Origin of the sequence: Chromobacterium piscinae, from assembly GCF_021129175.1 — a bacterium.
Classification (GTDB): domain Bacteria; phylum Pseudomonadota; class Gammaproteobacteria; order Burkholderiales; family Chromobacteriaceae; genus Chromobacterium; species Chromobacterium piscinae.
Map to the genome: position 1 here is coordinate 25,321 of NZ_JAJOHV010000009.1, position 24,812 is coordinate 50,132.

26 protein-coding genes and 1 tRNA gene are annotated in these 24,812 nt (G+C 63.1%); 6 read left to right on the top strand and 21 right to left on the bottom strand.

All coding sequences use genetic code 11. The features are described from left to right. Positions 1 to 2: 2 nt before the first annotated feature. From nuoK to tpiA, 14 genes are all read right to left on the bottom strand, one after another. Positions 3 to 308 (bottom strand): NADH-quinone oxidoreductase subunit NuoK, encoded by a 306-nt coding sequence (gene nuoK, locus LQR33_RS02125; RefSeq protein ID WP_011134506.1) that lies wholly within the window; start codon positions 306 to 308, stop codon positions 3 to 5. Positions 309 to 336: 28 nt separating this feature from the next. Next, positions 337 to 981 (bottom strand): NADH-quinone oxidoreductase subunit J, encoded by a 645-nt coding sequence (locus LQR33_RS02130; RefSeq protein ID WP_046166376.1) that lies wholly within the window; start codon positions 979 to 981, stop codon positions 337 to 339. Between the two features lie 9 nt (positions 982 to 990). Then, a complete protein-coding gene (nuoI, locus tag LQR33_RS02135; RefSeq protein ID WP_221665069.1) occupies positions 991 to 1,470 on the bottom strand; it encodes an NADH-quinone oxidoreductase subunit NuoI in 480 nt (159 codons plus the stop codon). Positions 1,471 to 1,499: 29 nt separating this feature from the next. Further along, positions 1,500 to 2,546 (bottom strand): NADH-quinone oxidoreductase subunit NuoH, encoded by a 1,047-nt coding sequence (nuoH, locus tag LQR33_RS02140; protein ID WP_166441126.1) that lies wholly within the window; start codon positions 2,544 to 2,546, stop codon positions 1,500 to 1,502. Positions 2,547 to 2,549: 3 nt separating this feature from the next. Continuing rightward, positions 2,550 to 4,871: an NADH-quinone oxidoreductase subunit NuoG gene (gene nuoG, locus LQR33_RS02145; RefSeq protein ID WP_231467261.1), complete on the bottom strand. Its 2,322-nt coding sequence runs from the start codon at positions 4,869 to 4,871 to the stop codon at positions 2,550 to 2,552. A 3-nt stretch (positions 4,872 to 4,874) separates the two neighbouring features. Further along, a complete protein-coding gene (gene nuoF, locus LQR33_RS02150; RefSeq protein ID WP_166441124.1) occupies positions 4,875 to 6,170 on the bottom strand; it encodes an NADH-quinone oxidoreductase subunit NuoF in 1,296 nt (431 codons plus the stop codon). Then, complete coding sequence (gene nuoE, locus LQR33_RS02155) at positions 6,170 to 6,670, bottom strand: NADH-quinone oxidoreductase subunit NuoE (protein WP_021476499.1); 501 nt, start codon at positions 6,668 to 6,670, stop codon at positions 6,170 to 6,172. Before nuoE ends, nuoF begins: the two co-directional genes overlap by 1 nt. Further along, positions 6,670 to 7,923, bottom strand: a complete 1,254-nt coding sequence (locus LQR33_RS02160) for an NADH-quinone oxidoreductase subunit D (RefSeq protein WP_046155444.1) — start codon at positions 7,921 to 7,923, stop codon at positions 6,670 to 6,672. Before LQR33_RS02160 ends, nuoE begins: the two co-directional genes overlap by 1 nt. Further along, positions 7,916 to 8,512 (bottom strand): NADH-quinone oxidoreductase subunit C, encoded by a 597-nt coding sequence (locus LQR33_RS02165; protein ID WP_166441123.1) that lies wholly within the window; start codon positions 8,510 to 8,512, stop codon positions 7,916 to 7,918. The genes LQR33_RS02160 and LQR33_RS02165 overlap by 8 nt, the downstream gene beginning before the upstream one ends. Before the next feature lie 10 nt (positions 8,513 to 8,522). Beyond that, positions 8,523 to 8,999 carry a NuoB/complex I 20 kDa subunit family protein gene (locus tag LQR33_RS02170; protein WP_011134497.1) on the bottom strand — a complete coding sequence of 159 codons (477 nt, stop codon included), beginning with the start codon at positions 8,997 to 8,999 and terminating at the stop codon, positions 8,523 to 8,525. After that, positions 8,990 to 9,346: an NADH-quinone oxidoreductase subunit A gene (locus LQR33_RS02175; protein ID WP_011134496.1), complete on the bottom strand. Its 357-nt coding sequence runs from the start codon at positions 9,344 to 9,346 to the stop codon at positions 8,990 to 8,992. Before LQR33_RS02175 ends, LQR33_RS02170 begins: the two co-directional genes overlap by 10 nt. 91 nt (positions 9,347 to 9,437) lie before the next feature. Continuing rightward, a tRNA-Leu gene (locus LQR33_RS02180) sits at positions 9,438 to 9,522 on the bottom strand. A 19-nt stretch (positions 9,523 to 9,541) separates the two neighbouring features. Further along, positions 9,542 to 9,892, bottom strand: coding sequence for a preprotein translocase subunit SecG (secG, locus tag LQR33_RS02185; protein ID WP_021476496.1), 351 nt, complete (start codon positions 9,890 to 9,892; stop codon positions 9,542 to 9,544). A gap of 1 nt (position 9,893) precedes the next feature. Continuing rightward, positions 9,894 to 10,640 (bottom strand): triose-phosphate isomerase, encoded by a 747-nt coding sequence (gene tpiA / locus LQR33_RS02190; RefSeq protein ID WP_166441122.1) that lies wholly within the window; start codon positions 10,638 to 10,640, stop codon positions 9,894 to 9,896. A gap of 172 nt (positions 10,641 to 10,812) precedes the next feature. On the opposite strand from tpiA, the gene pstS reads away from it, so the two are divergent. The 5 genes from pstS to LQR33_RS02215 all read left to right on the top strand — a co-directional run bounded on the left by pstS (position 10,813) and on the right by LQR33_RS02215 (position 16,297). Continuing rightward, positions 10,813 to 11,850: a phosphate ABC transporter substrate-binding protein PstS gene (gene pstS / locus LQR33_RS02195; RefSeq protein WP_231467264.1), complete on the top strand. Its 1,038-nt coding sequence runs from the start codon at positions 10,813 to 10,815 to the stop codon at positions 11,848 to 11,850. Positions 11,851 to 11,933: 83 nt separating this feature from the next. Continuing rightward, positions 11,934 to 12,896 carry a phosphate ABC transporter permease subunit PstC gene (gene pstC, locus LQR33_RS02200; protein ID WP_021476493.1) on the top strand — a complete coding sequence of 321 codons (963 nt, stop codon included), beginning with the start codon at positions 11,934 to 11,936 and terminating at the stop codon, positions 12,894 to 12,896. 34 nt (positions 12,897 to 12,930) lie between these two features. Continuing rightward, on the top strand, positions 12,931 to 13,821 hold the full coding sequence (gene pstA, locus LQR33_RS02205; RefSeq protein WP_269326184.1) for a phosphate ABC transporter permease PstA: 891 nt from the start codon (positions 12,931 to 12,933) through the stop codon (positions 13,819 to 13,821). A 3-nt stretch (positions 13,822 to 13,824) separates the two neighbouring features. Next, complete coding sequence (pstB, locus tag LQR33_RS02210) at positions 13,825 to 14,598, top strand: phosphate ABC transporter ATP-binding protein PstB (RefSeq protein WP_031296183.1); 774 nt, start codon at positions 13,825 to 13,827, stop codon at positions 14,596 to 14,598. 244 nt (positions 14,599 to 14,842) lie between these two features. Next, the gene (locus LQR33_RS02215; RefSeq protein ID WP_221665055.1) at positions 14,843 to 16,297 is read left to right on the top strand and encodes an inorganic phosphate transporter; all 1,455 of its coding nucleotides are present in this window, start codon (positions 14,843 to 14,845) and stop codon (positions 16,295 to 16,297) included. A gap of 196 nt (positions 16,298 to 16,493) precedes the next feature. Here the strand turns inward: LQR33_RS02215 and recG are convergent, their stop codons facing one another. The 4 genes from recG to LQR33_RS02235 all read right to left on the bottom strand — a co-directional run bounded on the left by recG (position 16,494) and on the right by LQR33_RS02235 (position 20,650). Then, positions 16,494 to 18,542, bottom strand: coding sequence for an ATP-dependent DNA helicase RecG (gene recG, locus LQR33_RS02220; RefSeq protein ID WP_231467266.1), 2,049 nt, complete (start codon positions 18,540 to 18,542; stop codon positions 16,494 to 16,496). A gap of 277 nt (positions 18,543 to 18,819) precedes the next feature. Then, positions 18,820 to 19,251 (bottom strand): DUF2147 domain-containing protein, encoded by a 432-nt coding sequence (locus LQR33_RS02225; RefSeq protein ID WP_166441118.1) that lies wholly within the window; start codon positions 19,249 to 19,251, stop codon positions 18,820 to 18,822. A 98-nt stretch (positions 19,252 to 19,349) separates the two neighbouring features. Continuing rightward, positions 19,350 to 20,186, bottom strand: a complete 837-nt coding sequence (locus LQR33_RS02230) for a PhzF family phenazine biosynthesis protein (RefSeq protein ID WP_231179447.1) — start codon at positions 20,184 to 20,186, stop codon at positions 19,350 to 19,352. After that, a complete protein-coding gene (locus tag LQR33_RS02235) occupies positions 20,186 to 20,650 on the bottom strand; it encodes a DUF4124 domain-containing protein (RefSeq protein ID WP_166441116.1) in 465 nt (154 codons plus the stop codon). Before LQR33_RS02235 ends, LQR33_RS02230 begins: the two co-directional genes overlap by 1 nt. Before the next feature lie 166 nt (positions 20,651 to 20,816). Here LQR33_RS02235 and LQR33_RS02240 point away from each other — a divergent pair, with 166 nt between their 5' ends. Next, positions 20,817 to 22,574 (top strand): carboxypeptidase-like regulatory domain-containing protein, encoded by a 1,758-nt coding sequence (locus LQR33_RS02240; RefSeq protein ID WP_231467268.1) that lies wholly within the window; start codon positions 20,817 to 20,819, stop codon positions 22,572 to 22,574. A gap of 61 nt (positions 22,575 to 22,635) precedes the next feature. Here LQR33_RS02240 and LQR33_RS02245 read toward each other — a convergent pair whose 3' ends face one another. From LQR33_RS02245 to rdgB, 3 genes are read right to left on the bottom strand one after another with little or no spacing between them, the layout of a single operon-like run. Next, positions 22,636 to 23,016: a RidA family protein gene (locus tag LQR33_RS02245; protein ID WP_046155452.1), complete on the bottom strand. Its 381-nt coding sequence runs from the start codon at positions 23,014 to 23,016 to the stop codon at positions 22,636 to 22,638. After that, positions 23,016 to 24,206: a radical SAM family heme chaperone HemW gene (gene hemW / locus LQR33_RS02250; protein WP_231467270.1), complete on the bottom strand. Its 1,191-nt coding sequence runs from the start codon at positions 24,204 to 24,206 to the stop codon at positions 23,016 to 23,018. The genes LQR33_RS02245 and hemW overlap by 1 nt, the downstream gene beginning before the upstream one ends. Then, a complete protein-coding gene (rdgB, locus tag LQR33_RS02255; protein ID WP_166441113.1) occupies positions 24,203 to 24,796 on the bottom strand; it encodes an RdgB/HAM1 family non-canonical purine NTP pyrophosphatase in 594 nt (197 codons plus the stop codon). Before rdgB ends, hemW begins: the two co-directional genes overlap by 4 nt. Between the last annotated feature and the right edge of the window lie 16 nt (positions 24,797 to 24,812).

Below are 24,812 nucleotides of genomic sequence, written 5' to 3' on the forward strand. Positions count from 1 at the left end.
CGTTAGCCCTTGAGGCTGCCCAAGTCTTCAACGTTGATGCTCTGCAGGTTGCGGAACAGCACCACCAGAATCGCCAGACCAATGGCGGATTCGGCGGCGGCAACCGTCAGGATGAAGAACACGAAGATCTGGCCTGCCGAATCCGACAGGTAGTGCGAGAACGCGATGAAGTTGAAGTTCACCGCCAGCAGCATCAGCTCGATGGCCATCAGCAGGATGATCAGGTTTTTCCGGTTCAGGAAAATCCCGAGCACGCTGATGGCGAACAGGATGGCGGCCAGCACCAGAAAGTGAGTCAGTGTCAGCACGTTTCCTCCCTTATTGGTTGATTGGCCGTCAGGCCTGTTGCTCACCGGAATCGGCCTGTTCGGCTTCTTCCACTTTTTTCACGGCGTCCATCTTGACGATGCGGACGCGGTCTTCGCGGCGCACCTTCACCTGGACGGCGGGGTCGATCACCTTGCTGTCCTTGCGCGCGCGCATGGTCAGGCCGATGGCGGCGATCATCGCCAGCAGCAGCACGACCGCCGCGATCTCGAACGGCAGCAGATAGGTGGTGTAAAGCTGGCTGCCCAGCATCTTCACGTTGCTGAAGTCGGCGGCCAGCGGCGCAGCGGCTTTGTACTGCGACAACGCGGCCTGCGGGCTGACCAGGATCAGCGCCATTTCGAACACCATGATGGCGCCGACAGTGGCGGCCACCGGCAGGTTTTTCCAGAAGCCTTCGCGCAGCTTCTCGATGTTGATGTCCAGCATCATCACCACGAACAGGAACAGCACCATCACCGCGCCGACGTAGACCAGCACCAGCGTGATCGCCAGGAACTCCGACTCCATCAGCAGCCAGTGGCCGGCGCTGGTGAAGAAGGCCAGTACCAGGAACAGCGCGGCGTGCACCGGGTTCTTGGCCGTGACCACCCGCACGCCGGCGAAGACCAGAATGGCGGACAGAACGTAGAAAATTACCGTAGTTAGGTTCATGGCCTCCCCTTAGCGATACTTGGCGTCGGCCGCCTTGTTGGCGGCGATTTCGGCCTCGTACTTGTCGCCGATAGCCAGCAGCATCGGCTTGGTGTAGTAGAGGTCGCCACGTTTTTCACCGTGGTATTCGAAGATGTGGGTTTCCACGATCGCGTCCACCGGACAGGCTTCCTCGCAGAAGCCGCAGAAGATGCATTTGGTCAGATCGATGTCGTAGCGCGTGGTGCGGCGGGTGCCGTCGTCGCGCTGCTCGGACTCGATGCTGATGGCCAGTGCCGGACACACCGCCTCGCACAACTTGCACGCGATGCAGCGCTCTTCGCCGTTGGCGTAGCGACGCTGCGCGTGCAGGCCGCGGAAGCGCGGCGAAATCGGCGTCTTCTCTTCCGGGAACTGCACCGTGATCTTGCGGGCAAAGAAGTAGCGGCCAGTGACCATCAGGCCCTTGACCAGCTCCACCAGCAGGAAGGTCTTGAAAAAGTTGCGGATCGAATTCATTTTTTCACCTATCCCCTGTCTCAGTGCCAAATGGACAGCGGGGTAAACATCCACACGCCCACCACCAGGATCCACGCCAGGGTCACCGGAATGAATACCTTCCAACCCAAACGCATGATCTGGTCATAGCGATAGCGCGGGAAGGTGGCGCGGAACCACAGGAAGGAAAACAGAATCAGCGACACCTTGATCGCCAGCCAGTGGAAGCCGCCGGCGCCCAGGATGCCCCACGACGCCGGGAACGGCGACAGCCAGCCGCCGAGGAACAGGATGGCGGTCAGCGCGGCGACCAGGATCATGTTGGCGTATTCTGCCAGGAAGAAAATCGCAAACGCCATGCCCGAATATTCAACGTGGAAACCGGCGACGATTTCCGACTCGCCTTCCGCCACGTCGAACGGCGCGCGGTTGGTCTCGGCCACGCCGGAGATCAGGTAGACGATGAACAGCGGGAACAACGGGATCCAGTTCCAAGACACGATGGAACCTGCGCCCATGCCGAACGACTGCTGCTTGACGATATCAACCAAGTTCAGGCTGCCGGAAACCATCAGCACGCCTACCAGCGCAAAGCCCATCGCCAGTTCGTAGGAAACGATCTGGGCGGCAGAACGCATCGCGCCGAGAAAGGAGTACTTCGAGTTACTCGCCCAGCCGGCGATGATCACGCCGTACACGCCCATAGAGGTCAGCGCCAGGATGTACAGCAGCGAAGCATTGACGTTGGCCACCACTAGGTGCTCGGTGAACGGAACCACCGCCCAGGCCGCCAGGGCCGGTCCGATGGACAGCACAGGCGCCAGCAGGAACAAGCCCTTGCTGGAGTTGGTGGGCAGGATGATTTCCTTCATCAGCAGCTTCACCGCGTCGGCGATGGGCTGCAGCAGGCCGAATGGACCCACGCGGTTGGGACCGATGCGGATCTGCATGTAGCCGATCACCTTGCGCTCGGCCAGCGTCAGATAGGCCACGCAGCCCAACATCGGCAGCACGATGGCGATGATCTTCAACAGGGTCCACACCAGGAGCCCTGCGTCAGTGCCAAGAATACCTTGCAAGAACTCCATCGTTTACCCCTGCTTGATCTCGATTGCGTCGAACATGCCGCCCAGCGCCAGCGTGGAAGCGTGCGCAGCGGCGACCCGTACCACGTCGGCCGGCAGGCTGTCGTCGGCTTCGACCGAAACGCGCGCCTCGCCCTCGCCCTGCTTCAGCAGCGCGGTGGAACCGGCCGCCACGCCCAGCTTGGCCAGCAGGCTGCTGTGCGCGCGGACGACGGCGGCCCCCTTGGCTTCGTTGGTTTGCTGCAGCGACGGCGCGCGGCGGCAGATTGCGTCGGCCTGGTACATCGGCACTTCGCCTACTCGGACGATGCCGGAAGACGCTGCCGGATTGGCCGCGACCTTGGACAGCGCGTTGTTCAGCTTGGCGGCCAGATCGCCGAACTCGCCGCGGACTTCCTCGGCGCTGTTCTGCTCGAAGCCGGACAGGCTCAGCATATTGCCCAGCACGCGCAGCACCTTCCAGGCCGGACGGGTTTCGCCCAGCGGCTTCACCACGCCGTTGAAGGTCTGCAGTTTGCCTTCCATGTTGACGAAGGAACCGGCGGTCTCGGAGAACGGCGCGATCGGCAGCAGCACGTCGGCGTAATCCAACAGGCCCTGGCCCTTGTAGGCGGTCAGCGCGATCACGGTGGCAGCCTGCTTCATCGCGGCCACGGCAGCCTGCGGGTTGTAGCTGTCGAACTCCACTTCGGTGTTCAACAGGAAGTAGGCCTTCTTCGGCTTGGCGATCATCGCGGCGGCGTTGTCGCCGGTCTTCGGCAGCGCGCCCACCAGCTCGGCGCCCACACTGTTGGCGGCTTCGGCCAGGATGCCGAAACGCGCGCCGGACAAGCGGGAGATTTCCTGGGTCAGCGACAGCAGCTGGCCGTAAGCCGGGTGGTGTTGCGCGACGTTGCCCAGCACGACGGACGCGGTCTCGGCGCCGGTCAGGCTTTCAGCGATGACGCGCGCCTGGGCGGACACTTCCACCGATGCCAAGTCGATCTCGCTGGAGCCGGACTTGATCTCGGCCACGGCCTTCAACACTTGCGACAGCGCATTCACCAGCGCCAGCGGCGACACGATCAGCTTGCCGTTGATCTTGGTCAGCAGATTGTCGTCGGCGACGTGGATAATGTTCAGCTCGGCACCCTTCTTGACCGATGCGCGCAGGCGAGAGGCCAGCAGCGGCTGCTCCTTGCGCAGCGAGGCGCCCACCGCCAGCACCGACTTGGCATCGGCAAGTTCGGCGATGGTGGAGCCCAGCCATTCGGCGCCCTGCTTGGCGCTGTCGGCGGAGAAGTCGCTGCGGCGCAGGCGGTAGTCGACCGCGTTCACGCCGAAGGCGCGCGCCAGCTTCTGCGCCAGGTGCAGTTCCTCGGTGGTGGAGTGCGGGTTCAGCAGGAAGCCGATGGCGTCCTTACCATGATCGGCGGACACGCCGTTCAGGCCCTTCACCACGTAGTTCAGCGCGGTTTCCCAGTCGGTTTCGTGCCACTTGCCGTCGAACTTGATCATCGGCTTTTGCAGACGCTCGGCGCTGTTCAGGCCTTCGTAGGAGAAGCGGTCGCGGTCGGCGATCCAGCACTCGTTGATGGCTTCATTTTCCAGCGGCAGCACGCGCATCACTTCGTTGCTCTTCACCTGGACCACCAAGTTGGAGCCGAGGCCGTCGTGCGGGCTCACCGACTTGCGGCGCGACAGTTCCCAGGCGCGGGTGCTGTAGCGGAACGGCTTGGATGTCAGCGCTCCGACCGGGCACAGGTCGATCACGTTGCCGGAGATTTCCGAGTCCACGGTCTTGCCCAGGAACGGCAGGATCTCGGAGAACTCGCTGCGGTTGGCCATGCCGATTTCCTGGAAGCCGCCCACTTCTTCAGTGAAGCGGACGCAGCGCGTGCAGTGGATGCAGCGCGACATTTCCTCCGCGGAAACCAGCGGGCCCATGTCCTTGCCCACCACCACGCGCTTATCTTCCTCGTAGCGCGAGGTCGAGTTGCCGTAGCCGACAGCCAGATCCTGCAGCTGGCATTCGCCGCCCTGGTCGCAGATCGGGCAATCCAGCGGGTGGTTGATCAGCAGGAACTCCATCACGCCCTGCTGGGCCTTCTTGGCCAGCGGCGACGCGGTGTGGACCTTCATGCCGTCGGTGACCGGAGTGGCACAGGCCGGCAGCGGCTTCGGCGCCTTTTCCACTTCCACCAGGCACATCCGGCAGTTGGCCGCGATGGACAGCTTCTTGTGGTAGCAGAAGTGCGGAATGTAGGTGCCCACCGAGTGGGCAGCCTCGATGACGGTGCTGCCTTGCGGCACCGTCAGTTTCTTACCGTCGATTTCGATTTCAAGCATCGCTCAACACCATTTGTGATCCACCAAGGTCTTTCCGTGTTCGATCGCGTACTCGAACTCCTCGCGGAAATGCTTGGTGAAACTGCGAACCGGGAACACCGCGGCGTCGGCCAGCGCGCAGATGGTGCGGCCGGCCATGTTGTTGCCCACGGAATCCAGAAGCTCCAGATCGCCCTTGCGGCCCTGGCCGTTGACGATGCGATGGATCACCTTGTACAGCCAGCCGGTGCCTTCGCGGCACGGCGTGCACTGGCCGCAGGATTCTTCGTGGTAGAAATAGGCCAGACGCTCCAGCGCCTTGACCATGCACACGTCCTCGTTCATCACGATCACGGCGCCCGAACCCAGCATCGAACCGGCTTTGGCGATGCTGTCGTAGTCCATCGTGCACTGCATCATGATGTCGGCCGGCAGCACCGGAGCGGACGAGCCGCCCGGGATCACCGCCTTCAGCTTCTTGCCGTCGCGCATGCCGCCGGCCATTTCCAGCAGCTCGGAGAACGGGGTCCCCAGCGCGATCTCGTAGTTGCCCGGACGATTGACGTGGCCGGAAACCGAGAACAGCTTGGTGCCGCCGTTGTTCGGCTTGCCCTTCTCAAGGAAGGTCTGCGCGCCGTCGCGGATGATGAACGGCACCGAGGCGAACGATTCGGTGTTGTTGATGGTGGTCGGCTTGCCGTACAGGCCGAAGCTGGCCGGGAACGGCGGCTTGAAGCGCGGCTGGCCCTTCTTGCCTTCCAGCGACTCCAGCAGCGCGGTTTCCTCGCCGCAGATGTAGGCGCCGTAGCCGTGGTGGGCGAACAGGTCGAAGTTGAAGCCGGAGCCCAGGATGTTCAGGCCCAGGAAGCCCGCCTTGCGCGCCTCTTCCAACGCTTCCTCGAACAATACGTAGTCTTCGAAGATTTCGCCGTGGATGTAGTTGTAACCCGCCTTGGTGCCCATCGCGTAACCGGCGATGATCATGCCCTCGATCAGCGAATGCGGGTTGTAGCGGATGATGTCGCGGTCCTTGAAGGTGCCCGGCTCGCCCTCGTCCGTATTGCAGACGACGTACTTGTCGCCCGGGAACGAGCGCGGCATGAAGCTCCATTTCAGACCGGTCGGGAAGCCTGCGCCGCCGCGGCCGCGCAGGCCGGAGTTCTTCACTTCCGCGATCACGTCTTCCTGCGTCATCTTGGAATCGAGGATGCGGCGCAGCGCCTGGTAGCCGCCGCGGGCCACGTAGGCGTCCAGACGCCAGCAGTCGGGCTGGCTGGTGTCGACGCCGTCGAAAATCACGCCATTAGCGAAGACAGCCATTATTTCAACTCCGCCAGTTTTTTATCGATTGCTGCGGGCGTCATGAAGCTGCACATCTTGTGGTTGTTCACCAGCAAGACCGGCGCGTCGCCGCAGGCGCCCATGCATTCGCCTTCCAGCAGGGTGTACATGCCGTCGGCGCTGGTTTCGCCGATGGCGATGCCCAGCTTCTTCGAGATGTACTCCGCGGCATTGACGCCGCCGGACAGCGCACAGGGCAGGTTGGTGCAGACGGTGATCTTGAATTTGCCCACCGGCTTCATGTCGTACATGTTGTAGAAGGTGGCGACTTCGTAGGCGGCCACCGGGGCGATGCCCAGGTAGTTCGCGACGAACTCGATCAGCTCCTGGTTCAGGCAGCGCGCTTCCGGGGTTTCACCGGCGGCGCGCCGCTCGTCCAGCGCGATGCGCAGCGCGCCCATGACGGCGGAGCGCTTCTGGTCTGCCGGATATTTGGCGACCTCGCGGTCGATCAAGGCTAGCGATTGTGCGGACAGCATCAGCGGTCAATCTCCCCAAACACGATATCCTGCGTACCGATGATCGCGACGACGTCGGCGATCATGTGGCCCTTGGCCATCTCGTCCAGCGCGGCCAAATGGGCATAGCCCGGCGCGCGGATCTTGAGGCGGTACGGTTTGTTGGCGCCGTCAGACACCAGGTAGATGCCAAACTCGCCCTTCGGGTGCTCCACCGCGGCGTAAGCCTCGCCTTCCGGCACGTGCATGCCTTCGGTGAACAGCTTGAAGTGGTGGATCAGGTCTTCCATATTCGACTTCATGCCTTCGCGCGAAGGCGGAGCCACCTTATGGTTGTCGGTGATCACCGGGCCGGGGTTGGCGCGCAGCCAGGCCACGCACTGCTGGATGATGCGGTTGGACTGGCGCATTTCCTCGACGCGGACCAGGTAGCGGTCGTAGCAGTCGCCGCCCACGCCCACCGGCACGTCGAAGTCCATCTTGTCGTACACGTCGTACGGCTGGGTCTTGCGCAAGTCCCAGGCGATACCGGAACCGCGCAGCATCGGGCCGGTCATGCCCAGGTTCAGCGCGCGCTCGGCCGTCACCACGCCGATGCCCACGGTCCGCTGCTTCCAGATGCGGTTGTCGGTCAGCAGGGTTTCGTACTCGTCGACATAGCCCGGAAAACGGTCGGTGAAATCGCTGATGAAGTCCAGCATCGAGCCCTTGCGGCCTTCGTTCAGGCGCGCCAGCTCTTTGGCGTTCTTGATCTTGGATACGGTGTACTGCGGCATGCTGTCCGGCAGGTCGCGGTAGACGCCGCCCGGACGGAAGTAAGCCGCGTGCATGCGCGCGCCCGACACCGCTTCGTAGCAGTCCATCAGGTCTTCGCGCTCGCGGAAGGCGTACAAGAACATCGTCATCGCGCCGATATCCAGCGCGTGGGCGCCGATCCACAGCAGGTGGTTCAGCACGCGGGTGATTTCGGCGAACATCACGCGGATGTACTGCGCGCGCTCCGGCACCTCGATGCCCATCATCTTCTCGATGGCCAGGCAGTACGCGTGCTCGTTGCACATCATCGACACGTAGTCGAGACGGTCCATGTACGGCAGCGACTGGATGAAGGTCTTGCTCTCGGCCAGCTTCTCGGTGCCGCGGTGCAGCAGGCCGATGTGCGGGTCGGCGCGCTGGACGACTTCGCCGTCCAGCTCCAGCACCAGACGCAGCACGCCGTGCGCGGCCGGGTGTTGCGGGCCGAAGTTGAGGGTGTAATTGCGGATCTCAGCCACCGTAATTCTCCTCGCGGATGATGCGCGGCGTGATCTCGCGCGGTTCGATGGTGACAGGCTGATAGATCACGCGCTGCTGGGTCGGGTCGTAGCGCATCTCCACGTGGCCGGACAGCGGGAAGTCCTTGCGGAACGGGTGGCCGACAAAACCGTAGTCGGTCAGCAGGCGGCGCAGGTCGGGATGGCCTTCGAACACGATGCCGTACAGGTCGAACGCTTCGCGCTCGAACCAGTTGGCGGCGTTCCAGACGTCGTTGACCGAGGGGATCACCGGGAAATCGTCGTCTGCGGCGAAGACTCGCAGGCGGATGCGATGGTTCAGCTTGACGGACAGCAGATGGTACACGGCGGCGAAGCGCGGGCCGTCCCACGGCTGGTCGCGGTAGGCGCTGTAGTCCATGCCGCAAACGTCGATGCACTGTTCGAAGGCGAGATCGGAGTGGTCGCGCAGCGTCAGCGCCACGGACGGCAGATCCGACGCCTTGCAGACGATGGTCAGCTCGTCCAGAGCCTGCGTGCTGCTCACGAGCTTGTCGCCCAGCGCCGCGGCAACGACCGAACCCAGCGCTTCCATTTTCTTGGAGGCCATAGTTTCTACCTTAGCGGGCGATGGTGTTGGTACGTTTGATCTTGTTCTGCAGCTGGATGATGCCGTACAGCAGCGCTTCCGCGGTCGGCGGACAGCCCGGCACATAGACATCCACAGGCACGATGCGGTCGCAGCCGCGAACTACAGAATAGGAATAGTGATAGTAGCCGCCGCCGTTGGCACAGGAGCCCATCGAGATCACCCAGCGCGGCTCGGCCATCTGGTCGTAAACCTTGCGCAGAGCCGGCGCCATCTTGTTGCACAGCGTGCCTGCGACGATCATCAGGTCGGACTGGCGGGGGCTGGGACGGAACACGACGCCGAAGCGGTCGAGGTCATAACGCGCCGCGCCGGCGTGCATCATTTCCACCGCACAACAGGCCAGGCCAAAGGTCATTGGCCACAGAGAACCCGTGCGGGTATAGTTGATAAGCTTGTCGGCTGTCGTGGTGACGAAGCCTTTCTCCAGAATCCCTTCTACTCCCATTCCAGAGCTCCCTTCTTCCACATGTAGACGAAGCCGAGCGTCAGCACGGCGAGAAATTCGACCATCACGCCCAAACCATAGACGCCCAGATCCTTCAACACCACCGCCCACGGAAACAGGAAGGCGATTTCCAGGTCGAACAGGATGAAGAGAATGGCGATCAGGTAATAGCGGACGTCAAACTTCATGCGGGCATCTTCGAAGGCCTCGAAGCCGCATTCGTATGGAGAAAGTTTTTCAGCGTCGGGACGATTCGGTGCCAGCAGTTTGCCCAAGACAATAGGGCCCACGCCGACCAGAAGTCCGACGATGACAAACATCAGAATGGGAAAGTAGTTTTGCAGCATTTCCCGTACACCCCCAAAAAAAGAAGGGTCGCCCCCTCTTGGCTCCAAATAAAACAGGCCACCGGAGTCCCGGTGGCCTGTTTTTGAATGGTGGTGCCGACAGTGAGACTCGAACTCACACAGCTTTCGCCACTACCCCCTCAAGATAGCGTGTCTACCAATTTCACCATGTCGGCACAGCAAAGCTTTAAATTGTTACTCCGGGATTTTGGAAGCCGTTCCCGAAGCATTTTTATTAGGCGCGCCTGCCGGGATTTGCGGCACAGCCTGTTCAATCTTACCGCCCATCACGCCGAGATCGCTCTTTCCACCCCCGGAAAGAAAGACCAGCGCCAAAGAAGTCGAGAAAAACACCGCGGCAGCAACCGCAGTCGTTCTGCTCAAGAAATTCGCAGAACCAGACGCCCCGAACAGACTGCCGGACGAGCCGCTACCAAAAGCCGCGCCCATATCCGCACCCTTGCCATGCTGCATCAGAACAAGGACGATGATAGATGCTGCGGACAGCAGATTTACAATCCAAATAAGCGTCTTGAGAAGTTCCATACTATATCATTTTTCCTGCGGCTTGGCAAATCACTCTGAATGAACCGGCGTCCAAAGAGGCCCCTCCGACCAGTGCTCCGCCGACGTTTTCCGTCGCCAGGATCGCCTCGGCATTCTCTGCTTTGACACTGCCGCCGTAGAGGACGCGAATCTTATCGGAGCCGGAAACGTTTTGCAAGCACCAATTTTTGATGAATGCATGGATTTCCGCGATCTGCTCAAGCGACGCCACCTTGCCGGTGCCGATGGCCCACACCGGTTCGTAGGCGACAACGTATTCACCATCGGCGATCTCGGCCAGGATGGCAAGCTGTTCCCGCACCACGTCCAGATAAGCGCCGGACTCGCGCTGTTCCAGCGTCTCCCCGACGCACAGCACCGGGACCACGCCGGCGGCGATGGCGTTGCGCATCTTGGCCAGCAGCGCGGCGTTGTCTTCGCGGAAATACTGGCGGCGCTCGGAGTGGCCGACCAGCGCGTAGCGGCAGCCCACGTCGGCCAGCATCGCGGCGCTCACCTCTCCGGTGAAGGCGCCGTCGGCGGCGAAGCGGCTGACATCCTGGGAGGACAAGGCGATGTTGCCGCCTTTCAGCTGTTCAGCCAGCGCAGCCAAGTAGACGGCGGGAGCGGCGATGCCGACGCCTTCGCGATTGGTCTCCCCGTCGGCCAGCAATGCCGCCGCCAGCTGGCGGGCGCTGTCGCCGCGGGTGTTCATCTTCCAGTTGCCAATCACCAGTTTGCCGGACATGCGTTTCTCCACTTCATGTTGCTTGGTTGGCGCCGATTATAGCGCGCCCTCGCCCGCCGCTCCAATGGGCCTGGATCAAGCATTTACGACTTGTAATATTACTGAAAGATTCGCCCGATACGATGGCGACCATCACAAACGCAGTCCCATCCTTTCGTTCGGGAGTTAAGCAATGAAACAGTCTGTTCGTCTGGCCGCAGTCCTCGGCTCCACGCTGATCGCAGGCTCGGTCTACGCGGCTGACATCACCGGCGCCGGCGCGACCTTCCCCTACCCGCTGTACGCCAAGTGGGCGGCGACCTACAAGGGCAGCACCGGCAACAACATGAACTACCAGTCCATCGGTTCCGGCGGCGGCATCAAGCAGATCCAGTCCAAGACCGTCGATTTCGGCGCATCCGACATGCCGCTGAAGCCGGAAGAGCTGGAAAAGTCCGGACTGACTCAGTTCCCGACCGTGATGGGCGGCGTGGTGCCGGTCTACAACATCCCGGGCGTCGCCGCCGGCCAGATCAAGTTCACCGGCGCGCTGCTGGCCGACATCTATCTGGGCAAGGTGGGCAAGTGGAACGATCCGGCGATCGCCAAGCTGAACCCGGGCGTCAAGCTGCCTGACCAGCGCATCTCGGTCGTTCGCCGCTCCGACGGCTCCGGCACCACCTTCATCTTCACCAACTACCTGTCCAAGGTATCGCCGGAATGGGCGAAGGACGTCGGCTCCAACACCGCCGTCAGCTGGAAGGGCAGCTCGGTGGGCGGCAAGGGCAACGAAGGCGTGGCCAACTACGTGTCGCGCATCAAGGGCGCCATCGGTTACGTCGAATACGCCTACGCCAAGCAGAACAAGCTGGCCTACGGCCTGCTGCAGAACCAGTCCGGCGCCTTCGTGAAGCCGGACGAGGCCTCGTTCAAGGCCGCCGCCGCCAACGCCGACTGGAAGAAAGCGCCGGGCTTCTACCTGCTGCTGACCAACCAGCCGGGCAAGCAGAGCTGGCCGATCGCCGGCGCCACCTTCATCCTGATGCACAAGAAGCAGGATAAGCCGGCGCAGGCCGTCGAAGTGCTGAAGTACTTCGACTGGGCATACAAGAACGGCGACAAGACCGCGCAGGAACTGGATTACATCCCGATGCCCGATAGCGTGAAGGGCGTGATCCGCACCAGCTGGAAACAAATCACCGACGGCAGCGGCAAGGCTGTCTGGAACTGACAGGCGACGCTTATACTGTCGCACCCAGGCCGGGGGGAGTTCGCTCTCTCCGGCCTTGTGTCTGAACCATCAAGAATCGGCGCATGCAAAAATTGAGCTATGAGCAGCAGCTGGGACGCCAGCAGCTGCTGGACAAAATCTTCCGGGTGACCACCCGCTGTTTCGCCTTCCTGGTGCTGGCGCTGCTGCTGGGCATCCTCCTTTCGCTGCTGGTCGGCGCCATGCCCAGCATCAAGGGTTTCGGCTGGAGCTTCCTGTTCAATACCGACTGGGATCCGGTGCAGGAGAAATTCGGCGCCGTGGTGCCCATCTTCGGCACCCTGGCCACATCCTTCATCGCCTTGCTGATCGGCGTGCCGGTCAGCTTCGGCATCGCGCTGTTCCTGACCGAGCTGTGCCCGACCTGGCTGAAACGTCCGCTGGGCATCGCCGTCGAGCTGCTGGCCGGCATTCCGTCCATCATCTACGGCATGTGGGGCCTGTTCGTGTTCGCCCCATTCTTCGCCGACCACATCCAGCCGTGGCTGATCGACAACCTGGGCGAGCTGCCGCTGCTGGGCTTCCTGTTCCAGGGCGCGCCGATGGGCATCGGCCTGTTCTCCGCCGGCCTGATCCTGGCCATCATGGTGATTCCGTTCATCGCCTCGGTGATGCGCGACGTGTTCGAAGTGGTGCCGACCATGCTGAAGGAGTCGGCCTACGGCCTGGGCTCCACCACCTGGGAAGTCGTGCGCTACGTGGTGCTGCCCTACACCAAGACCGGCGTCGTCGGCGGCATCATGCTGGGCCTGGGCCGCGCGTTGGGCGAGACGATGGCCGTCACCTTCGTGATCGGCAACTCCACCCGTTTTTCCACCAGCCTGTTCGAGCCGGGCAACTCCATCGCCTCCTCGCTGGCCAACGAATTCGCCGAAGCCAACGGCGACCTGTACATGGGTTCGCTGATCGAGCTGGGCCTGATCCTGTTCTTCATCACCTTCGTGGTGCTGTCCTGCTCCAAACTGCTGCTGCTGCGCCTGAAGAAGCAGGAAGGCAAACCTTCCTGACATGAAAGACGTCAAAACGATGAGCCAAGCGACAATGAACGACGCCTTGCGCACCGCCCCCGCCTCCGGCCTGAAGCAGGATAGCCTCACTTACCGCCGGCGCCGCCTGCTCAACCGGCTGACCATGGCCGCCTCGATGCTGACCATGGTTTTCGGCCTGTTCTGGCTGTTCTGGATTCTGATCACGCTGCTGCAGCACGGCCTATCCGGCATCAGCTGGCAGGTGTTCACCGAAAGCACGCCGCCTCCGGGCTCCGCCGGCGGCCTGGCCAACGCCATATACGGCAGCCTGGTGATGACCGCCTTCGGCACGCTGTTCGGCACGCCGATCGGCATCCTGGCCGGCATCTACCTGGCCGAATTCGGCCAGCGCGGCTGGCTGGCGCCCATCACCCGCTTCATCAACGACATCCTGCTGTCGGCGCCGTCCATCGTGATCGGCCTGTTCGTGTACGAGGTGTACGTGGTGTCGGTCGGCCACTTCTCAGGCTGGGCCGGCTCCTTCGCCCTGGCCATCCTGGTGATCCCTGTGGTGGTGCGCACCACCGAGAACATGCTGCGTCTGGTGCCCAACAGCCTGCGCGAAGCCGCCGCCGCGCTCGGCGCTCCGCAATGGAAGGTGACGCTGACCGTGACGCTGCGCGCGGCCCAAGCCGGCGTGCTGACCGGCATCTTGCTGGCTGTAGCCCGGATTTCCGGCGAAACCGCGCCGCTGCTGTTCACCGCGCTGAACAACCAGTTCTTCAACAGCAATATGAACCAACCGATGGCCAACCTGCCGATCGTGATCTTCCAGTTCGCGATGAGCCCCTACGAGGACTGGCACCGCCTGGCTTGGGCCGGTTCGCTGCTGATCACTTTCAGCGTCCTCGCCCTGAACATCGTCGCCCGCTGGATGGGCGGCCGCAAGAATCAATCGAATTAAGGCATGACAACCATGACCAGCACCGCCTCCAAGCTCGAGGTCCGCGACCTGAACTTCTTCTATGGCAACTTCCACGCGCTGAAAGGCATTCAGCTGGAGATCGCGCCGCGCAAGGTGACCGCCTTCATCGGCCCGTCCGGCTGCGGCAAATCCACGCTGCTGCGTACCTTCAATCGCATGTACGAGCTCTACCCCGGCCTGCGCGCCGAGGGCGAGATCATGCTGGACGGCCAGAACATCCTGGCGCGCGACATCGACGTCAACCTGCTGCGCGCCAAGGTGGGCATGGTGTTCCAGAAGCCCACCCCGTTCCCGATGTCTATCTACGACAACATCACCTTCGGCGTGAAGCTGTACGAGAAGCTGTCCAAGGGGGAGATGGAAGACCGCGTCGAATGGGCGCTGCGCAAGGCCGCGCTGTGGGACGAGGTGAAGGACAAGCTCAAGCAGTCCGGCAATTCGCTGTCCGGCGGCCAGCAGCAGCGGCTGTGCATCGCCCGCGCAGTGGCCTCCAAGCCGGAAGTGCTGCTGCTAGACGAGCCGACCTCGGCGCTGGACCCGATCTCCACCGCCCACATCGAAGAGCTGATCCACGAATTGAAAGAGGACTACACCATCGCCATCGTGACGCACAATATGCAGCAGGCGGCGCGGGTGTCCGATTACACTGCCTATATGTATCTGGGCGAGCTGGTGGAGTTCGGCAATACCGACACCATCTTCACCACGCCGCAGAAAAAGGCTACCGAGGACTATATCACCGGCAAATTCGGCTGACTCCGCCCTTGCGACCCGGCTGGCGCGCACACCGCGCCAGCCGTTTTCATGCCGCCCGGCTAAGCAATAATGATGACGCCATTTTGTAAAATCATGGACTTAGCCGTCTTGCAACCCTGGACTGTCAAGAAGATTTTGCCGTTTTCGCAGGCAAAACCACACGCTTTATTTTTTTTTTATAAAGACTTGACGGCCATGGCGCGGAACACAACAATCCCGCCTTTACGATAAACGCTGACACGCCATGCTGGACCTGTTTTCCGGGCTCGATACCCATGTAGCTATCACGCTGATGCTTTCGCTGGGCTTCGTGCTCGCTTTTGAGTTCATCAACGGTTTTCACGATACCGCCAACGCCGTCGCCACCGTCATCTACACCCAGTCGATGAAGCCGCGCCTCGCCGTGTTCTATTCCGGCGTCTGCAACTTCCTCGGCGTGATGAGCGGCGGCCTGGCCGTCGCCTACGCCATCGTGCACCTATTGCCGGTGGATCTGCTGATCTCGGTGAATACCAGCCGCGGCATGGCTATGGTGTTCGCGTTGCTGGCCGCCGCCATCCTGTGGAACCTGGGCACCTGGTATCTGGGCCTGCCCGCTTCGTCCAGCCACACGCTGATCGGCGCCATCCTCGGCGTGGGCGTAGCCAACAGCTTCATCAACAACACCTCGCTGTCGCACGGCATCAACTGGGGCAAAGCGATCGACGTCGGCGCCTCGCTGCTGGTGTCGCCGATCGCCGGCGCGATGATGGCGGGTCTGATCGTCATCCTGCTGCGGCGCTTCCGTCCGCGCAGCAACGTCCATAAAACGCCGTACCAGCGCCAGCAGGTGGAAGGCCGCAAGCATCCGCCGTTCTGGACCCGCTTCATGCTGATCGTATCGGCGATGGGCGTCAGCTTCGCCCACGGCTCAAACGACGGCCAGAAGGGCGTGGGCCTGGTGATGCTGGTGCTGATCGGCATCGTGCCGGCCAAGTTCGTGCTGAACCTGGACAGCACCCCGTACCAGCTGGAACGCACCCGCGACGCGGCGCAGCACCTGCAGCAGTTCTACCAGCGCCACGAGGCCGATCTGTCCAAGATCATCGTAAAGTCCACCAGCACCAGCCAGTACGAGTGCCACCCGCAGCAGACCGTGGCCACCGCCGACCAGTTGCTGAAACTGATGGGCGACGGCAACGACTACCACACCCTCAGCGCCTCTCAGCGCTGGGACGTGCGCACCCAGCTGTTGTGCCTGGACGACGCCGCCAAGAAGGCCGCCGATCTGCCCAAGCTGTCGTCCGACGACAAGCAGCTGCTGAGCAATCTACGCAAGGACCTGACCACCACCACCGAATACGCGCCCACCTGGGTGATCGTCGCCGTGGCCTTGGCGCTGGGCATCGGCACCATGATAGGCTGGCGCCGCGTGGTGAAAACCGTGGGCGAAGGCATCGGTAAGAAGGACATGACCTATGCCCAGGGCGTGGCCGCGCAGACCACCGCCGCCGTGTCGATCGGCCTGGCCAGCTGGTTTGGCTTCCCGGTGTCCACCACCCACGTGCTGTCCAGCGGCGTGGCCGGCACCATGATCGCCGACAAGGCTGGTCTGCAGATGAGCACCGTGCGCTCCATCGCGCTGGCCTGGCTGTTCACGCTGCCGGCCTCGATGGGTCTGGCCGCCGGCCTGTACTACCTGGCTGCGCAGTGGTTCTGATCCAAGCAAAACCCAAACGCAGAAGCCGCTCGATGAGCGGCTTTTTTCATGCTTGATCCAAGTCAACGGAGCTGCTGTCCGCGCTTGAACGAAAAATTCATTGATTGCTAATATACGCCTGCTTCATTAATGGTTTCTTTTGTTTGCAGCAATCCTCCCTCGCCGCCGCGATTTCCCCCAATCGCGGCGGATTTTTTTATGCCTTGAGGAATTGCTCGCGTCCGGCCAGCCAGCGCTCCAAGTGCGCCTCGGCCTCCCGCGGCCAGCGCTCCAGCAACTGCGGCGCCAGATCGCGCGCCGCCTCCAACAGCGCCTGGTCCTGTTCCAGATCGGCGAAGCGCAGCATCGGCAGGCCGCTTTGGCGCGCGCCCAAAAACTCGCCCGGTCCGCGGATCTGCAGGTCCTGGCGGGATATCTCGAAACCGTCGGTATTCTCGTAAATCACCTTTAAGCGCGCCTTGGCCAGATCGGACAAGGGGTTCTCGAACAGCAGCACGCACACGCTCCTGGCGCTGCCCCGCCCTACCCGGCCGCGCAGCTGATGCAATTGCGCGAGGCCCATGCGCTCGGCGTGCTCGATCACCATCAGGCTGGCGTTGGGCACGTCCACGCCCACTTCGATCACCGTCGTCGCCACCAGCACGTCCAGCTGGCCCGCCCCGAAGGCCGCCATCACCTCGGCCTTCTCCGCCGCCTTCATCCGGCCATGGGCCAGGCCAATGCGGCGGCCGGGCAAATCCCACTGCAGCTGCTGGTGGCAGTCCACCGCCGTCTGCAACTGCAAAGCCTCGGACTCTTCGATCAGCGGACACACCCAGTAGGCCTGGTTGCCCTCGGCGCAGGTCTTCTCGACGAACTGCACCACCTCGGCCCGGCGCGGATTGCCGATCAGCTTGGTGACGATAGGCGTGCGCCCCGGGGGCAGCTCGTCTATCACCGACACGTCCAGATCGGCGTAGAAGCTCATCGCCAGCGTGCGCGGAATGGGCGTGGCCGACATCATCAGCTGGTGCGGCTCCCCCCCCTTGTCCTGCAGCGCCAGCCGCTGGCCGACGCCGAAGCGGTGCTGTTCGTCAACGATGGCGAGGCCCAGCTTCTGGAACGCCACGGTGTCCTGGAACAGCGCGTGGGTGCCCACCGCCAGCCGGCACTGGCCGGAAGCGATCTCGTCCAGCGCCTGCTGCTTCGCCTTCTTCCTCAGGCTGCCGGATAGCCAGGACACGCCTATGCCCAGCGGCGCCAGCCAGCCGGACAGTTTCAGATAATGCTGCTCGGCCAGGATTTCGGTCGGCGCCATCAGCGCCACCTGGTAGCCGGCTTCGATCGCCGACAGCGCCGCCAGCGCGGCGACGATGGTCTTGCCGCTGCCGACATCGCCCTGCAGCAGCCGGTGCATCGGATGCACCTGCCGCATGTCGGCCCGGACCTCGTCCAGCACCCTGCGCTGGGCGCCGGTGAGCTGGAACGGCAGAAGAGCCAGCAGTTTCTCGGTCAAGCTGCCGTCGCCGGCGATGCGCGGCGCGTGGCCGAGCCGGCGCGCGCGGTAGGCCAGCCGCATCGACAGCTGCTGCGCCAGCAATTCATCGAACTTCAGCCGCTGCCAGGCCGGCAGCCGCGGATCGGCCAGCTGCTGCGCCGACCATTCCGGCGGCGGCTGGTGCAACAGACGGATGGCTTCGGCGAAAGGCTGCAGCGCCAGCGGCGCCATCAACTGCGTCGGCAGCAGCTCGTCCAGGCGCTGCGATTTCAGCTCGGCGTGCACCAGTTTGCGCAGCACCGGCTGGGTCAGGCCGTTAACCGTCGGGTAGACCGGGGTCAGGCTGTCGGCCAGCGGCGCGCCCTCGCGCACCTCGCGGGTCTTGGGATGGACCATCTCGTCGCCGGCGAAGCCGCGGCGGATTTCGCCCAGCGCGCGGATGCGGCTGCCCTCGGCGAACTGCTTGAGCTGGCTGGGGTAGAAATGGATGAAGCGCAGCATCAGCGTGCCGCTGCCGTCCTCGATCTGCACCCTGAGCTGCTTGCGCGGCTTGTAGCTGACCTCGTGCGCGGTGACGGTGCCCTCCACCAGCGCCGGCTGGCCATACGGCGCGTCGGCGATCGGATAGATGTGGGTTTCGTCCTCGTAGCGCAGCGGCAAGTGCAGCACCAGGTCGAAGCGGCGGCGTATGCCCAGCTTCTCCAGCTTCTTGACCAGCGCGGCCGGCGCCGCCGGCGGCTGGTTGGCGAGATCGATCGGGGAATTCATGAGTAGCGATTGTACCCAACAATGAGAAAGGCGGAAGCGGCTCGAGCCGGCTTCCACTCAGGCGGCAGGTCAGACATGGATTCGATGCAGCAGGACCCGGCTTAGCCGGGCCTCGCCAAATCAGTGGGCGCGCCCGCCGCCTGACCATCGAATCCCAATCCCCCCGCCCTTGCCCTGCAAGGGAGCCTCGCTACGCTCGCGGCGTGTTTTCAACACGCAAAAGGCGGAAGCGGCTCGCGCCGGCTTCCGCCTTTCGATGGACCTGGCGTCCGTCGGCTTACTGCTGGCGTTCCCACACCTGAGTGCGGAAGAAGGGGCCGATGTAGCCGCGCACGCGCAGCTTCTTGCCGTCGTCCATCAGCTTGGCGCCGGAGGTGTAGATCTTGCCGGACTTCGGATCCAGGATCTGGCCGTCCGACCATTCCTCTCCGCTCTTCTTCAGGCCCCACAGAATCTGCATGCCGTTCACCGACTTGCCCTTGTTGGCGCCGTCGCACTTGTCGCATACCGCATCCGGGTGCAGATAGAGCTTGATCACCTTGCCGGTCAGCTCGCCGTTGGGCGCTTCGTTGATCTGCACCAGGGCCTTGGCCTGCTTGGTTTCATCGTCAATGGTCTTCCACAGGCCGGCGGCGCTGCCGGCCAGCGCCAGTTGGCTAACCAAGCCCAGCGCGGTCGCGAGGCAGGCGGCTTTGGCGATTTGGATCATGATGTTTTTTCCTCGTCTCGTTTGTTATGAAACAACAGTTTGGAGTAGCGGCTCTAGGATGCCAATAGCGGGCAGGCCAGTCAAGCCGCGCCGCGGAGTCAGCAGCGGAATTCGCCCGCTCCCATGAACTGGGTGCGCCCGCCTACGCTGACCCCGCCATCCGCGTCCACATCCAGATACAGCCGATTTGGCCGGTTGATCGCCTCGCCCTGCTCCACCTTCCACGACAGCGGCGCAAGACCGTTCAGCGCGCACCAGCCGCCCAGGTTGGCGCAGGCGCTGCCTGTGCCGGGGTCTTCTATCACCGAACCCAGCTGCTCGAAGAACAGTCGCACGGTAGCGACGCCGCCGTCCTGATGCCAGACATAGGCGATGCTGTGTCCAGGCCGCAGCGTCGCATGCCGGGTGAACAGCGCCGGATCGGGCTTGGCGTTCAGCACCGCCTCGCGGCTGGCAAGGCCGATCAGCAGCTGCGCGCTGCCGGCATCCACCCACTGCGGTGCATGCAGCACGTCGCCAGAGTCCAGGCCCAGCATCGCCGCGGCTTCTCCGATGCCGCAGCCGGGCCGGGCCGACGCAGGCAATGCCCGCAGCCGGAACACGCCGTCGGCATGGCGGATCGGGATCAGGCCGGAGCGGGTGCGCAGCATGAAATCATCGCCCTGCTCGCCGCGCGCATGCAGCACGGCCGCGCTGCCCAGCGTGGGGTGGCCGGCGAAAGGCAATTCGTAGCTGGGCGTGAAGATGCGCAAGCTGGCCGCGCATTCGGTGTCGCCCGGCAATAAAAATACGGTTTCCGACAGATTGAACTGCCGCGCGATCAACTGCATGTCGTCGTCCGACAAGCCGGCGGCGTCGGTGAACACCGCCAGCGGATTGCCGCCGAAACGCTGCTCGGCGAACACGTTGACGATCTGGAATCGATAAGCGCCCATCAACCCTCCTTATATAGATGGCATGCCCGATCCTGCATCTGATCCTCCACCTTGGCAAGACGCAGTTTCACACGCTCGGCCTCCTGCAGCGGCTGCCCGCGGCGCAGCTTCGCGTCCAGCGCGGCGCGCTTGGCGTCCAGCCGGCGGCAATGCTCGCGTTCGGCCAGCCACTTCTTGCGCTGCGCGCTCCGCTCGCGCTGCTCCGTCTTGGCATCGGCCTGCTGATTCTTATCGCGCTTGTCCGCCCATTCCCGCAGCTGCTCGCGGTAGCGCTTCGCCGCCTGGCCGCCATCGTTCTGTTCGATCACGCTGAATGGATGCGACTCCATTTCCAGCGCCCGGCTGCCTGCCGGGCACGACTGCTGGCCATAGGCCACGCTGCCGTCGGCGCTCCTGCACTTGAACACTTCGGCTGGACACAGTTCCGCGCCTAACAGCAAGCCCAGCAGGAGTAGATTTTTCATCTCGCGGCCTCAGAGTCTCGATCACGGAACCATGCCCAACTCTCCGTCGTCACGCCACTGCTCGCCTGGACATAAATGACACAAGCAAAATGTCAATGTACTATTTCGTCCTAACTTTTCCTCAACGCTTCACCAAACTAAAACAACTCGCATGCTGAATACTGTGATGAAACAATCCGTTCTCGCATTGGCCGTCGCGTTCGCGCTGACCGCTTGCGAAGGCGACAACAGCCATGCCGCATCCGGCGGCAATGCTCACACGCTCGGCCAGATCAGCGGCACCGCGGCTTCCGGTTCCCCATTGGACAATGGCTCGATCACGATCAAAGACGCCCAGGGCCACTCGATTACAGTGCTGACCGATGCGCAAGGCCGTTACAGCGCCGACTTGAGCCAGTTCGCCTCGCCGGCGCTGCTGGAGGCTACCGGACTGATCGGCGGCGTGCCGGTGTCTCTCCACTCGGTCGCCACGCAAACGGGGACCGTCAACATCACGCCGCTGACCGACGCTATTCTGTCGATGAGCAGCGACACCGAGGCGAATGAATGCTTCCTCAATGTCGCGGTTTGCGCGGCCAAACTCGACATCGCCAAGCTGAACCAGAGCCAAACCAGCCTGAAAACCGCGCTGGCCCCCTTGATGCAGGCCGTCGGTCTGGACAGCCGCGTCGATTTGCTGCGGACGGCTTTCGCCGCCGACAAGACCGGACACGACAAATTGCTGGAAATGGTGGAGGTTTCCGCCGGCAGCCAAGCGGGGACCATGCGCCTGCAAAACAAGCGCGCCCAGGCCGCAACCATGGTGAGCCGGGATCAAAATCCGAACCCCTTGCCGGCCGACGACCTGCCGGACCTGAGCCGGCTGGATGAGCTGGCGGCGCAATTGAACACCGCCTATCTCAGCGCGAACGGCCTGGACAAGCGCCTGGCGGCGTTGCTCAGCGACGATTTTCAGTTTGACGGCGACAACGCAGCGCAATATCTGGCGCGGGAAATGGAAGACGCCGGATACGGGGAAACCTATGTCGGCGGACGTTTCTCGCCGCCGAAAGTGGAAACCTGTTACAGCACCGCGCTCTGCCAGATTTCGATGACGGTCCGCGTGCCGGGGATGGCACCCGGGTCTTTCCGCATGAAGGCCCGCTTGCAGAAAGAAGGCTGGAAGCTGGCGGGAAATGACAGCCCCGTCTCCTTGCAAATGGATGCCGGGGCCCGCCAGATCATCAGCGCCCCCGACAACGGCAGCGCCAAGGTCAGCCTGCTGAATCTGGTGCTCAGCCAATATGCCCGGCACGACAACCCGATCTACAGCCAGCCAGACCGTCCCGCCGCGCAAATTGTCGCCCGCAGCGCCCAGTTGCTGGCCGACGGCAAAGCCATCCTTACCCTGAAGGAAAATGCCGAGTGCGCACAACTGGAGCCGCAGGAGCTGGCATCGGCGAACCCTGACTATCATTGCCCGGTGAATTATCTGACGCCCGACGGCTTCGCGGCCGTCTACAACGATGCCTTGAGCCGGAATGTTCTGAAATTGCGCTTTTACGCCGATGACCGCTTCACCCAGCCGGTCGGCAAGGACGTCATTCCGCGCGCGCCGCTGTTCACCGCCGCCGAAATCGCTCAGCAGGCCTTTCCCGCTCTGACACGCGACACGCGGCAGGCGCTGACCAAGGCCAACGGCGCCAGCGATCTGAAACTCGCCTGGCAAGTGCCGCCGCAACTCTGGTTCAACAGCCTGTTGCTGGACATGCGTCAACAAGGCCAGCCACAGCGCTTCGAAGACAGCGCGGGCGCATTAGCCAATCCGCTAGCGCTCAACGCTCACAAGAGCCCCACGCTGACCGCGCCCGACTTCCTGCGCGTCACGGTCTGGAGCCTGGATAGGCAAGGCCGGGGCCTCTACACCCGCTATCAGTTGCGCTGAATCCCCTGTCCAACAAAAAGCCCCGGTTTCCCGGGGCTTCTTCATCGCGAATGCGGCGCGCTTACAGCACCAGCACCGCTTCGGCTTCCACCAGCACGCCCTTGGGCAGACTGGCCACGCCGACAGCGGCGCGGGCCGGGAACGGCTGGCTGAAGTACTGGCCCATGATTTCATTAAAGGTGGCGAAGTTGGACAGGTCGGTCAGGTAGGCATTGAGTTTGACGATCTGATCCAGGCTGCCGCCGGCGGCTTCGCACACGGCCTTCATGTTCTTGAACACCTGGTGGGTTTCGGCGGCGAAACCGCCTTCCACCACGGCCATGGTGGCCGGGTCCAGCGGGATCTGGCCGGACAGATAGACGGTGTTGCCTGCCTTGACGGCTTGCGAGTAAGCGCCGATGGCGGCCGGAGCCTTGTCGGTGTGGATAATTTCCTTAGCCATTATTCATCTCCTTCTTTGAGGAACAGGGTGAGCAAATCGTTGAGGAAGCGCTGGCCTTTCAGCGTCGGGCGCAGGATGGCACCGTCGCCGTCCAGCAGGCCTTGCGCCTGGGCTTCGTCCAGCTGGCGGCGGATCAGCGCCAGCGGCAGCCCGGTGCGTTCCTGGAACAGGCGGCTCTCGAAGCCGCCGGTCAGGCGCAGCAGGTTCATCATGAATTCGAACGGCAGGTCGGCGCGGGCGACTTTCTGCTGGCTTTGCAGCGGATTGCCGTCCGCCACCGCCTTCAGATAGGCCGCCGGCTGCTTGTGCCGCATCTGGCGCACGATGCCGGCATGGCTGCTGATCTTGCCGTGGGCGCCGGCGCCGATGCCGACGTAGTCGCCGAACTGCCAGTAGTTGAGGTTGTGCCGGCTATGGCGGCCCGATTTGGCGAAAGCCGAGGTTTCGTAGTGATCGAAACCGGCCGCCTCCAGACAGGACTCTATCGCCTCCTGCATGTCGGCCGAGACTTCGTCGTCCGGCAGGTTCTTCGGCGTTTGCGCCGCGAACATCGTATTCGGTTCTATCGTCAGATGGTAGGCCGATAGGTGGGTGATGCCATAGGACAGCGCGGTGTTCAGGTCGGACAGCGCCTCATCCAGGGTCTGGCCCGGCAGCGCATACATCAGATCCAGATTGACGTTGTCGAAGTGGGTCAGCGCGATCTCGACCGCGCGCTTGGCTTCGTCGCCGTCGTGGATGCGCCCCAACGCCTTCAAGTGCTTGGGATCGAAACTCTGGATGCCGATGGACAAGCGGTTGATGCCGGCTTCGCGGTAGCCGCGGAAGCGCTCGATCTCGAAGGTGCCGGGATTGGCTTCCATCGTGATTTCGGCGTCCGGATGCAGCCTCAGCCGCGCGCGCACGCCGGCCAAAAACGCGTCCATCGCCTGCGGGCTGAACAAGCTGGGCGTGCCGCCGCCCATGAAGATGCTGGTCAACGGGCGGCCCCACACCTCGGGCAGCGAGTATTCAAGATCGCGCAGCAGCGCGTCGACGTAGGCCATCTCGTCGAAGCCGTTCTTCGGCTCGTGCGAGTTGAAGTCGCAATACGGGCACTTGCGGATGCACCACGGAAAATGGACGTACAGCGCCAAGGGCGGCAACTCGCGCAGGCCGCCCGTCAGCGCCGACAGATCAATCACGCTCATGCCAGCGCCTTGAGCTTGGCCATCAGCGCAGACAGCGCCTGGCCGCGGTGGCTGACCCGGTTCTTCTCGGCTGCGTCCAGCTCGGCCACCGTCACGCCGTGGCTGGGCAGGAAGAAGTAAGGGTCATAGCCGAAGCCGCCGCCGCCTGCGGCCTCGTCGCGCACCTCGCCCAGCCAGATGCCATCGGCCACCAGCGGCTGCGGATCGTCGGCGTGGCGCACCAGCACCAGCACGCAGTAGTACCAAGCGCGGCGGTTGGCTTCGCCCTGCAGCTTTTCCACCAACAGCGCGTTGTTGCGCGCGTCGGACTTGGGCTCGCCGGCGAAACGGGCCGAGTACACGCCCGGCGCGCCGCCCAGCGCCTCGACGCAGATGCCGGAGTCGTCGGCCAGCGCCGGCAGGCCGGTCTGCCGGCTGGCGTGGCGCGCCTTCTCCAGCGCGTTTTCCAGGAAGGTGTGGTGCGGCTCCGGGCATTCCGGCACGTCGAAATCGCGCTGCGGTCGCACAGTGACGCCCAATTCGGCGAACAGTGCGCCGAATTCCTTCAGTTTGCCGGCGTTGTTGCTGGCGAGAACCAGTTGGTCGAACATCTTTTCGCTCTTTCTA